The sequence below is a fragment of the Microcoleus sp. C2D2 genome, assembly GCF_036702495.1.
GTDB lineage: Bacteria > Cyanobacteriota > Cyanobacteriia > Cyanobacteriales > Microcoleaceae > Microcoleus.
Window position 1 is genome coordinate 16176 of the sequence record NZ_JAUBTO010000114.1, and the last position, 12005, is coordinate 28180.

Sequence of the window (12005 nt, forward strand, 5' to 3'; positions counted from 1 at the left end):
GCTGCTGTTACTATTATAGCAAATTAATTGGGTATGGGATATGGGGTATGGGGTATTGCCATTATGATGTTCGGTTAGACCAATTTTAAAAAGTCTTGCTACAGTCCTTAATTTTATGCCAATTATTAAAAGTCGCCGCTGCTGGCACCGGACACGGCAATGCCCTTTCCCTACAGAATAGGTATTATTTCCCTCGGGATCTAACGTGGCGATCGCAAATTGTGCGATCGCTTCACTCCGCTTTCGCTGACGAAAGCAATGACTAATGACTAATGACTAATGACTAATGACTAATGACTAATGACTAATGACTAATGACTAATGACTAATGACTGATGACTGATGACTAATGACTGATGACTAATGACTAATGACTAATGACTAATGACTAATGACTAAAACCTCAATTCATATTCAGCAGTGACGCGATTGTCTCCTTGAAAATTACTCGAACTCCTGAGTAAAAGTTTATCGCTCAATCGATAGCGGACAGTAAATTCAGTCGGTTGATTTGCTGACAAAACTCGAATGATTGATGCTGAAATATTGCGCGTGATGTCAAACCCAACTTCTAAACCTAAACCGAGAGAACCCGCAGCCGAACTGGAACTAGCTGTTTTTCCTTCGTTGCTTCTAATCCGAGTGGGAAATAAGCGAACTTCGCTCAATCCTGTGGCGTTACTAATCGCAGATTGAAGGTTGTTCAATAAACCCGCACCCGCTAAATTTGCGATCGCCAGCGTACTGTCTCCCTGTCCCAAAGTCTGCACGAAACTGCCGCCCAACAGCGCTACAATCTCTGTTTCCGATCGACTCGGAGAACTCCTCAACTCCAGACTTTCCGCCAACCCAGAAGCCCTTCCCCGCACTAACGCTTGAACTCGCACACTCCGCACGCTGCCCAAACTTGTCGGTTCGTCTGCTATTTCAGAGGCTACAGATGTGCCGGGAGTGCGGAACCGCGTTACTTCCTGCACCGAAGTTGCTAATCTCACATCCAGCGTCGGATCGAGTCTTTGTGCTGGTACAAAGGTAGCAGTCTGCGGGTATCCTCGATCGAGTCTAAACTGTGTGGTAAACAAATTCACCGACCCGGAAGTCAACCGAATCGTACCCTCGGGGCGAATGTCATCTAAAGTTCCATTCACCCTCAAGCCCCCAGTCGCCTGAAAACTCAATATCGGCGCACTCGTTACCCGAATTCCCCGGCCCAAATTCAGCCGCAAATCGTTCAATCCAACTTCAAAGGAAGGGGAAGTCGGAGTCCCCGCAGAAGGAGAAACCTCAGTCGTAGTCTCCGCGGAAGGAGAAACCTCAGTCGCAGGAGAATCAGAAGCAGAAGAGGCAGAAGCTAACTCAGTTGTGCCGCCGCCGGGACTCCGGAGAAAGACTTCACCGTTGTACAGTTCAATATTACCGCTCAACTGCGGGCGCCTAGCCGTGCCCCTTGCCTGCACTTGACCGACTACGCCGCCCCGGTACAATCCTCTGAGGTTCAGTGCCAACTTGTCTAAATTCACAGCCAAAGGATTAGCCGCATCGACATCGCCCTCCGCAAAAGGCACAGACAGCGGAATCACGCCAGCGGCCACAACTTGTCCCTGACTCAACTGTCCCCGAATTCCCTCTACCCGAATACGATCGCCCTCAAAGCGCACCGTCCCAGTCAGCCCTGTCAGCGGTTCTGGGAAGGCGATCGCCCGGACGGTTGCATTTTCAAAATTCGCAATTCCTTGCGCTACAGGCTGTTCCAGCGTTCCTCCCACGCGAAGTTGCACCTGTCCCTTGCCGCTGACCCACGCAACTTGCGGAGTCAATACATTAATAATTGCCAAACCTTCATTTTGCAAATTCGCCCTCAAATCGATTTGATCGCTGTCAGCTTTCACCGCTGCAAAAGGCAACTCAAAAGGCAAACTTCCCTGCACCTCAATCGGTTCTGTTTGAGTTATCAAAGCGCTGCCGCCAAAATTCAGGCGGGCATTGCTGTAACTGAAACTGCCGTCGGCTTGTTTAATCGGTTCTCCGTTTAGCGTGCCCTCAAGCAAACTCAATTCCCCGGTGGCTTGCGGGTTTTCCAAACTGCCGGCCAAATTCGCGCGCAAATTCAAATTTCCCGTGACATCCACAAAAGGCAATTCCACCACTTTTGCTAACTCTTGCACCGGTACATTGTCTACCCGCAACTGCCCGGATTGAGCTTTTTGCCCGAGTTGTCCCGAAAAGCCGATCGCACTTTTTCCCGATCGAATTTCCAAAGGCAAAACAGTTAAAATCCCGTCCTGAAAACTGCCTTCAAGGCTGAACTGTTCGGCGACATATTCTCCCCACTGCCAGTTATCGCCTTTCACGTTAAATTGAGCTTGCACACCAGTTCGCAAAGAACCTGCGACAGCTATTTCCGCGCCAAAAATGCCTTGCAATTGAGATAAGGGAGGCAATTTTTCTGATGCTTTTACGGCCTGCTGCTGCTGCAAAATTGTTTCAATTTCTGCCAAGCGGCGCAACTGTTCGATTAGCGGGGCTTCTGGTTCTCCCACTGCTACAGTTTGCACGTCGCCGCTGTCACCGTAAACGGGAGGTTTTAGGCCTCTGGCCAAGTCGCCTATATTGAAATATTGCAAAGCGGCTAAAACCTGCTGCAAATTGCCTTGCTGTACGTTAACTTTCCCTTCAAATTGGGGGTTGGCGCCTGTTTTAACATTGCCGGAAATTAAGTATTGACCGCTGCCTTGGCGGAAAAGTCCGTTTGTGAGACTGGCGCTGCCGTTAGCGTAGCTGAATTCGGCTTGGAAACTGTCACCTTTAATGTAGCCGATCGCCGGTTGGGCGATCGCAATTTGTCCGGTTGCTTGCAAAGTCGCCGGATTTAACGGCATCTTCCAACCCGGCACATTCACTTGTCCCGAAACCGTACCCGTTATCGGCCCCAAACCTGCCTCTTTACCGGGTGATAGATTCAAAGCAGCCAGGGGAAAATCGCTTAAATTGACTCGCAAAGTTTCTCCCTCGGTTTGGCCGCTAGCCACGGATTCCCCGCGTTGAATTAAGAAAGATGTCGGCAGAAAAGATTGATTTAAAGCTACTTCGATTTTGTCGCTGGCGCCGGCCAAACGCAAATCTACACTTTTCCCAGCATCCGCATTCACACTCCCCGCCAGTACCGGATCAAAAGCGATTTGATTTACGGCTAAACCCCGCACTTCCACGTCGCCAACTAAGCTGAGGGCGGCGGGGGTTCCGCTGAGGCGGCCGGTAAAATCGACATTGCCGCGCAGGGGCTGGTTTTTCTCTGAAGGAGTTTTGACATTAGCTGGTGTCAAAAATCCTAGTTGTCCTGCCGGTAAGGCTGCCAGGTTAAAGTTGGCGAGTCTGACATCCAAATCTAAGTTGGAAATTGAGGGTACTCGTTTACCTTCGAGTTCGACGTTAACAAAGCCGTTTGCTGTCAAACCGGGACTTGTGGCGTTCTCAATTTCCACCCGTTTGCCGTCCCAATTAAATACTGCCTCAAAAGGTTGTTTCAAAAACGGCAATTCCGAGATGCGGAAACTGCCGCCGGCGCGAACTGTTTGTAAGGAAGCGGCAATCGGGCCGGATAAATTGATATTGCCGTTAAACAGTCCTCGAAGCTGGGGGAGATTTGGGGCATCAGAGACTAAACCTTTGGCTTGCAAGCTTTGTTGCTGCGACTCAAAGGCTTGCTGGAAGCGACTTAGAGCAATTTGCTCGCCCTCGATTGACGCGCGCCAATTCCCCGATTCGGCGCGGCCTTTAGCATTGACAATTCCTCCGCCGTTGGCGAGTCGAATTTGTCCGTCGCCGTTGGCGGTGATGCCGTTGGCGGTTAGATTGTCTACTGTTCCCAAAATGCGGACTTGCCCGTCGAGGGTTCCGTTAATTTCTGGCGGTAAATCCGCTGTCAGCAAACCTGTTTGTTTGAGGGTTTGTTCTAAATTACTGACGGCAATTCCGTTCGTTTCCAGCAATGCTTGCAAGTTGCCGTTTTCTAATTTGGCTGTAGTATCGATCGCCCCGAGTCGATCTGCCAAAATCCGCGCTTCTCCACTAGCACTAATTCCCTTGGCTGTCAAGTTATCCAAACTGCCCGCTGCTTGGAATTGACCGTTAACTCTGCCGTCCAATCCTTTAGGCAAAGTCGCCGTCAGTGTCAACAGTTGGGTATTGCGGATTGTTTCTTCTAAGCGACTGAGAATAACTCCATCGGCATCGGCGAAAGCTTGCCAGCGTCTGTCTTCTAATTTACCTTTAAAAGCAACAGTACCGTCGGCTATATTGAGTTGACCGCTGCTGTTGACGGCTATGTCGGGGACGGTTGAATTATCAAGACTGCCAGCCGCTTGAATTTGATTCGATATTTGTCCGTCAATCGATTTTAGGTTTTGGATTTTGGATTTGAGATTGTTGATATTGGCGACTGTTTGGGGATTGTCAGCAGTGAAAGCTAAGCCAACATCTAACAGCGGCAATCCTAAATTTACTAAACGGCTGATGGAAGTGCGATCGGTTTCTGCTGTTGCTTGCCAGTTTCCCGCTGCCAATTCTCCTTGTAAATTAACATCACTGCCGGCAAGATTGAGTCTGCCGCTGCCGCTGGCATTGATGCTGCTAGCAGTCAAATTGTCAAGACTTCCCGATGCTGTAATTTGACTCGATAGCAGTCCGTCGATCGATTTTAGATTTTGGATTTTGGATTTGAGATTGGCAGATTGCTGATTTTCGGGATTGAATGCTGAAGCCACATCTAAAATCGGCAGTGTCAAATCTACCAAGCGGTTGATGGCAGTGCGATCTGTTGCTGCTGTTGCTTGCCAGTTTCCCGCTACCAATTCTCCTTTAAAATTGACATTGCTGTCGGCAAAATTGAGCCTGCCGTTGCCACTAGCATTGATTCCAACCGCAGTCAAATTGTCAACATTTCCTGCTGCTTGAAATTCACCGGCTAGCTGTCCGCCTAACGATTTTAGATTTTGGATTTTGGATTTTATATTGTCTAGATTGGCGGTATTTTCCCGTGCTAAAAACGGCAAGCCAATATCTATCAATTGATTGACAGCAACTTTTTGAGTGTTGCCAAAAACTTGCCAGCGACCAGATTCTAGTTCGCCATTAACATCAACAATACTGTCAGCAATATTCAGCGTTCCTTTGCCCGCCGCAGCGATCGCATTTAAACTCAAATCGTCCAGAGTTCCCGCAGCTTCGGCCGTTCCGCTGAACAAACCCGCTAGTTCAGGAGGCAAATTAAGCCGCGGTACGACTTGCTGCAAACTGTTGAGGGCTACGCGATCGCCCTCGATCAAAGCTTGCCACTGACGGTCTTTTAGCGCAGCATCCACGTTCACAGAAGCGTCGCCAATCTTCACAACCGTATTTTGCAAATCCGCCGAATTCCTTCCGGCTCGAATCGAGCCCGCAGCGGGGAAAGTCCCTTGCGGTGCTTGCCATTGCACTCTAGCTTGAATGTTGTCTAACGGACCGAAAATTTGAGCTTTTGCGGAGACACTGCCAATTGTAACAGTAGCAGGAACTGGGAGAGCGTAAATTTGGGCGAGAGCATCGGCGGGCAAGTTTTCAACTTGGAAGTCAAACACCAAACCAGATGGCGAATTCTTACTTCCTAAAGCAATATCAACTTCACCTTTGCCGCCAATTTTACCCCCCGCTGCCGGCACTACCAACATATCGCTCAAAGTCAAAGCTAAAGAGGAAAACGGGGGAATAGAAGATTGAGAATTGGGAGTTGGGGTTTGAGCTATTCTCCCGCGTTGCAATTTGAAATTAGTGCTAATATTGTTTAATTGCAGCCGATCGACCGTAGCGGGTTTTGTCGAGGCGATCGTACCTGTCAGCACCGGCAGAGCAACTGTTCCTGTCAGCTTGGCATCCGCCTTCACTTCCCCCGCAACAGCAACGGGCAATACTACTTTCTGCCCTAACTCTGTCTCCACCGCACTGACAACACTGGCAAAAGCGACTGGTTGCACGTTAGTTGTCAAATTGAAGCTAGCTTGTTGGAGATTAAAATTAGTTCCAGTTGCAACTGTTCCTGCTATTTTCAGCGGAATTAGGCCGTAATTAGCCGCCAGACTATCGACAATCACATTAGTTCCCTGAAACCGCAACTGACCGCTGCTATTTTGTACGATTTGTTTCAGCGGACGAATACTCGCTTGCACTCCTCCAAAACTAGCCGTTCCCACAATTCCCGATACTTTATTTTCTCGCAATTGCACGGTCAAATTGCCATTAGCCAGACCTTTTTGTAAATAAAGACCCGAAACTTTCAGCAAGCGAACGAGTTCTGGCAAAGGCAAATTTTGACCTTGCAACTGCACGTTAGTTTGAGCTGCAGGTAAGAGAGAATCAGCTTTAACTATAAAATTATCGCTGTTAGTAAACTGACCGTTTAGTTCGTAGAGTACGCGCCGATTTTGGTCGCGAAATAGAGCACTGCCATTTTTCAGACTTACAGAAATCGGAGCAGAAGTTTTCTGTCCGACTGCGGGACTCGGTACCAAAACGGCACCGACATTTTCAGCTCTAATTGCTTCAACTTCAGTTTTAAATAAACCCGGAGATTTCCGCTCAGCAGTTGGAAGATTAACCCAGCGGCCTTTAGCATCCTGTTCGATATAAGCGCTGGCTTTAACTAAAGTAATATCTAATTTGAGAGTGCGGTTGAACAGGAGTTGCCCAACAGAAAACTGCACTTCCACTGCTTCTGTAGAAGCGTAATCCGGATCGGTAGCAGTTGCAGGTACAGCCGATCTGCCAAACCGCAAACTTGTCAGAGAAAATCTCTCCAAACGTCCGACTTGCACAGGTCGATCGAGCAACTGGCTGACTTGAGTTTCCACCAAAGGAGCTAATTTTTCCCGCACCCACGCTAGTGCTACCGCGGCCCCAACCAAGGCGATAAGGCCCAATCCCGTACCGCTAAGCAGCACCAGACGCCACCAGCGGCGGTGGGGGCGGGGTGCGAGTTGATTTGTATCATCGTGCGAGTTAGTCATGGGTGTTTCTCAGAGCTTGTGAGAATTCAGGAATTGAGGAAATCAGAGGGTTTTAGACAGGTATAATTCTGTGATTCGTAACCGTGCCTTCTGCCTTTGCTAGACTCAGGACTGAGGCCGGAAGTGCCGATGGCGCGTTAGCGAAGCCCTCCTAGAGTATCGAACGAAGGCTGATTCACGCCCCTACTCTAGGGTAGACTCCCGAAAGCTTTACGGAACTTAATCAAAACACGCAACACCACCTAAAACCAAGTCCTCCAACTCCCCCAAATCTTCTAGATTCCCCCCCCAGGGCAGGATCGGCGGTCAATCTAAAATCAAAAATCAAAAATCAAAAATCCTCTAGATTCCCCCCCAGTGCAGGATCGCGGGTCAATCTAAAATCAAAAATCAAAAACCCAGTCGCCCACATCCCCCAAATCATTTCGATCCCGCCAGGGCAGGATCCCTCGTCAATCTAAAATCTAAAATCTAAAATCTAAAATCGGTTGCTCGATCGGTGGTCAATCTAAAATCTAAAATCTAAAATCTAAAATCGGTTGCCCGATCGCTCCTAAGATAAAAAAACGGTGGTTAAGAAGGTCTTTAAAACTTATGCGAGTGTTCGTCTTACTCTTCAATGCCCGCACCGAGAACGAGGGAATTCATACCATTCAACTCGGCGATCGCCATAAAGTTCTGATGTTTGAGTCAGAAGACGACGCCACCCGCTTTGGCGTGATGTTGGAAGCTCAGGATTTTCCCGAACCCGCTGTCGAGGCGATCGACGATGAGGAAATTAAGGAGTTCTGCGATAGTGTTGATTATGATTGGGAACTGGTGCCGGCGGGCGCGCTGGCGATCCCGCCAGAAGACAATGTAACACAGACTCAGTGGCAGCCGGAGCCGGAGCCGGAGCCGGAGCCGGATTCTGAGGTTTCCCAAAACGAACTGGATTCGATTCGCCGCCGACTCGAAGGACTTTTGTAATAGTCATTAGTCATTAGTCATTAGTCAGCAGTTATGGGTAATGGGTAATGGGTAATGGGTAATGGGTAATGGCCTCTCTCTCGGAAGTAGATTTAGCCGATCGCCAGAACCGAAAATTTCGAGCCTTTGAGTCACGACTTCACCAAGCTCACCAGCGGGCAGGCAATGCTTACCATATTTTGTACACCTAATGACTAATGATAACGACTAATGACAATGACTAATGACCAATGACCAATGACAAAGGACTAATGACTAATCAAAAAACATGAAAAATTCAGAAGAAAGAGGGCATCTGCTGACGGAACAGGTGAATGCCAACAGCGAGAATTTAGACCAACTCAGTTCGATCGAATTAGTGGACTTGTTCAACCGGGAAGACGCCCAAACCTTAAGCGCCATCGCCCGCGCCCGCGAACAGTTAGCCCAAACGATCGACATTGCAGCCGAGTCTCTGCGTCTAGGAGGCCGCCTGTTTTACGTCGGTGCGGGTACTTCCGGGCGTTTGGGGGTGCTCGATGCGGCCGAGTGTCCCCCCACCTTCTGCACGCCGCCAGAACTCGTACAGGGCATAATTGCCGGGGGTGCGGGGGCTTTGGTGCGGAGTTCGGAGGATTTGGAGGATCGGGCTGAGGATGGGGCTGAGGCGATCGCCCACCGTCAAATTACCAACTTAGATGTAGTTGTCGGCATTACGGCTGGAGGTACGACGCCGTTTGTCGCGGGCGCTTTGCAGGCGGCGCGCCAGCGGGGGGCGAAGACTGTGTTTATGGCCTGCGTACCCGTCGAACAAGTGAATTTTGAGGCTGATGTTGATATTCGGTTGTTGGTTGGCCCGGAGGTAGTGGCGGGATCGACGCGCTTGAAAGCCGGTACAGTAACAAAAATGGCTTTAAATATCATTTCGACTGGGGTAATGGTGAAGCTGGGGAAGGTTTACGGCAATCGGATGGTTGATGTGGCTGTTACTAATAAGAAATTGCGCGATCGGGCTGTGCGGATGTTGCAGGATTTGACTGATTTGAACCGGGATGAGGCGGGTTTTTTGCTCGAAAAAAGTGGCAAGTCTGTTAAATTAGCTTTGATGATGCACTGGACTGGTTTGGAGAAGGAAGAGTGCGATCGAATTTTGGGCGAATTTCAAGGGAATTTGCGCTCGGCTGTGGCATCAATTAGTCATTAGTCAGTAGTCGTAATATTTATTAAAATTCTCCCTGCAGGTAAAAATACTCAAGCGTACCTATTCGTGTTAACTTTGGTGAGAAATCCAATCTTGCAGGACTTACCCAGGGGCATCGAGAAACCGGGTTTTTTTACGGAAAGACGCTTTCTAGCCGGTAGATGTGCTAAAAAACCCGGTTTCTTGGGTCGGATTGCATAAGTCCTGTCTTGGTAAAACTAGCCTTAAACTTGACTAATAGATAGCAATTTAGAGGACTTTAATATGGTTGACGAATCTCTAAGCTTGATTAAAAGGACAAGAAGATATCTAAAAAACAACATAAAAACGAAGTTGTTACGAATTCCCGAAGAATATGAAATCTGGGTGCGGGCTGTCATGCAACGGGAGTGCAAAAAACTTGTATCGGAGCTGGGAGTGACGAACTTAAATACTCTAGAGATATCATCAGAAAATTGGAAAGACTTCGGATTTAAATCATTTCAATCGACTTCATATCCAGAGTATGACCTATGTGAATCGGCTGTATTAGACGAACGTTTTGATTTGATTATTGCAGAACAGGTATTTGAGCATCTACGCAAGCCCTATCATGCAGGCAGAAACATCTATCAAATGCTAGAGGAAGGAGGACATTTTCTGATATCGACTCCCTTCTTGATCAAAATACATCAAGGTCATGAAGGTGTAGATGATTCCGATTACACTCGCTGGACCGAGATAGGACTGAAGTATTTTTTAGCAGAATGTGGATTTCCACTTGAAAACATAAAAACGTGGTCATGGGGGAATCGTGCCTGTATCATAGCTAACTTCGAGAGCTGGGTAAAGTATAAGGGCCCACTATTCCACTCAATCGTTAATGAACCAGAATTTCCGATTGTGGTTTGGGCCATAGCAAAAAAATAGATATAGCAGAAGGAATAAGGAAGTTAGATCCCCGAATTCTTAAAGAAGTCGGGGATCTGGGTATGCTAATGCCCGCAGCAATTTATGTTTCTAAGTTGCACTCACAAAAACAGAAGATGTAAGCTGGCTTTCACTTACACCCTGCACGATTCCCAAATAATTGTTCCCAGACTTCATAGCCGTAGAAGCGACGCTTGCACCTCCATCCAACTGCAAACTCACCGATTCAAAAGTCAAATTTGCAAATCCGATACTGTCAGTCAAACCAATCTTATCCCCGATCGCCAAATCGGCAATCACATCCGCACTAATTAAAGTAGCCGAAGCCGACAAACCTCCTGCTAAGATAAACGTATCATTTCCGCCGCCGCCCGTCAGCATATCTTGCCCGCGATCGCCCGCCAACAAATCGGATCCGTTACCGCCCATCAAGATATCATCTTCTTTGCCGCCGCGAATAGTATCGTTGCCGTCTCCTCCAATTACTCGATCGTTATCGTTGTTAGCGCCGATCGAATCATTGCCAACACCGCCATCAATTAAATCCGACTCTTTGCCGCCCGATAAGCTGTCATTGCCGCCTGCGCCATTAATTGTATCCGCACCTTGCATTCCATTAATGCTATCAACCTCTTCTCCCCCGGTGATATTGTCTTTGCCGGAAAGGGCAAAAATTGACAATCCCGCAGCATTTGCCGGTATTTGAGTATCGGCACTATCTGATAGGAAATAATTGCCGCCGCTGGCTGTATTTTTGGGTGCTGTCGTCGGGCTGCCGTCCCCTGTAGCATTCGGTATTGGCGAAATAATAGATATAGTGTTTGGTGTGGGAGTCGGTGTAGGAATCGGTGCGGGATTAACACTACCGTCAAGAGAAGTCGCAAAAACTTGCGTCCAATAGTGATTGAAATTTACACTGCCAGTATCGTCGGCTAAGAAATAGTAACCGATGCCAATTTCTTTGAGATTGGGGTTAAGAATGTTAGCCCGGTGGCCGCTGCTGTTCATCCACGATGATACAACTTGTTCGGGTGTAGAAGATCCCGCAGCGATGTTTTCTGCTGCTGCTGAGAATTGATAGCCCGTTGCACTAATCCGACTTCCTAATGACGAACCATCTTTTCCGGTATGGGAAAAGAAGTCTTGCAGTGCCATGTTTTGGCTGTGATTTGCCGCCGCATTTAGTAACTGAGTATTGAAGGTTAGCGGGGACAAACTCAACTTGCTGCGTTCTATGTTGGTAAGTTCTAAAACTCTATAAATAAAGTTTTGATTGGTTGGGCTTGGTGCGGTTTGAGATGCCGATCGCTCTCCTGTAAAAATGTCCGAGGACTGAGAACCCGAATTTTGTAGTTGTTCAAGCATGGGGATGATAAACAGTTTTAAGAGTGGGTGTTGCTAGTAGATTGCTTACCCTCTTAACGATAGTTTCCCCGATGGCTAGCTGGCTGGGCACAATTCAATAATTGTGTTAATCCCTGCGGCGGCTGTATTTATTCTAATTATAGCTTTTGTCAAAGTGGGAATGTCAATATCCCCGCTCTGGTTGGGAAAGGGAAGAGTGCGATCGAATGAAAGCGAGAGTTTCAAAGGAATTTGCGATCGGCCGCGGCATCAATACAATTTGAGATTTGAGATTTGAGATTTGAGATTTTTCCTGATTAGTAAGGTTGGCGCTGCGCGCGCAGCCCGCTGGCTGGCGGGCTAGAAACCCGGTTTCTACGAGTTTTGCGGACAGGAAGGAGAAATATAGTCAGAAACCGGGTTTGTGAATTCTGTGCGCGATCGCGAACGGAGTTTTTAGTAGAATCCTCACCAAAAATTCTAAATTAATTCAACTAAAACAGCAGGAGTCCCGCACTCTAACGGTACCCCGTTGAGTGACGGGAGGAATGCGCGTGAGGCTCAAG

The 12005-nt window shown here is 48.1% G+C and carries 6 protein-coding genes; 4 read left to right on the forward strand and 2 right to left on the reverse strand.

The genetic code is table 11. The features are described from left to right. Nucleotides 1–395: 395 nt before the first annotated feature. Entirely contained in the window at nucleotides 396–7037 is a 6642-nt protein-coding gene (locus tag QUB61_RS28245; RefSeq protein WP_333133271.1) for a translocation/assembly module TamB domain-containing protein, read from the reverse strand. Nucleotides 7038–7631: 594 nt separating this feature from the next. On the opposite strand from QUB61_RS28245, the gene QUB61_RS28250 reads away from it, so the two are divergent. The 4 genes from QUB61_RS28250 (at nucleotide 7632) to QUB61_RS28265 (ending at nucleotide 10095) form a co-directional block, all read left to right on the forward strand. Further along, nucleotides 7632–8006, forward strand: coding sequence for a DUF3110 domain-containing protein (locus tag QUB61_RS28250; protein WP_333133269.1), 375 nt, complete (start codon nucleotides 7632–7634; stop codon nucleotides 8004–8006). Nucleotides 8007–8074: 68 nt separating this feature from the next. After that, nucleotides 8075–8197, forward strand: coding sequence for a hypothetical protein (locus QUB61_RS28255; RefSeq protein WP_333133267.1), 123 nt, complete (start codon nucleotides 8075–8077; stop codon nucleotides 8195–8197). A 77-nt stretch (nucleotides 8198–8274) separates the two neighbouring features. Beyond that, on the forward strand, nucleotides 8275–9189 hold the full coding sequence (murQ, locus tag QUB61_RS28260; RefSeq protein ID WP_333133266.1) for an N-acetylmuramic acid 6-phosphate etherase: 915 nt from the start codon (nucleotides 8275–8277) through the stop codon (nucleotides 9187–9189). Between the two features lie 261 nt (nucleotides 9190–9450). Next, nucleotides 9451–10095 (forward strand): methyltransferase domain-containing protein, encoded by a 645-nt coding sequence (locus QUB61_RS28265; protein ID WP_333133264.1) that lies wholly within the window; start codon nucleotides 9451–9453, stop codon nucleotides 10093–10095. Nucleotides 10096–10185: 90 nt separating this feature from the next. Here the strand turns inward: QUB61_RS28265 and QUB61_RS28270 are convergent, their stop codons facing one another. Further along, nucleotides 10186–11460: a CAP domain-containing protein gene (locus tag QUB61_RS28270; protein ID WP_333133262.1), complete on the reverse strand. Its 1275-nt coding sequence runs from the start codon at nucleotides 11458–11460 to the stop codon at nucleotides 10186–10188. Nucleotides 11461–12005: the final 545 nt, after the last annotated feature.

Bases quoted from the DNA above. Each gene is read 5' to 3' on its own strand.
- QUB61_RS28265 (WP_333133264.1), top strand. From the start codon at position 9,451: ATGGTTGACGAATCTCTAAGCTTGATTAAAAGGACAAGAAGATATCTA.
- QUB61_RS28270 (WP_333133262.1), bottom strand. From the start codon at position 11,460: ATGCTTGAACAACTACAAAATTCGGGTTCTCAGTCCTCGGACATTTTT.
- murQ (WP_333133266.1), top strand. From the start codon at position 8,275: ATGAAAAATTCAGAAGAAAGAGGGCATCTGCTGACGGAACAGGTGAAT.
- QUB61_RS28245 (WP_333133271.1), bottom strand. From the start codon at position 7,037: ATGACTAACTCGCACGATGATACAAATCAACTCGCACCCCGCCCCCAC.
- QUB61_RS28255 (WP_333133267.1), top strand. From the start codon at position 8,075: ATGGCCTCTCTCTCGGAAGTAGATTTAGCCGATCGCCAGAACCGAAAA.
- QUB61_RS28250 (WP_333133269.1), top strand. From the start codon at position 7,632: ATGCGAGTGTTCGTCTTACTCTTCAATGCCCGCACCGAGAACGAGGGA.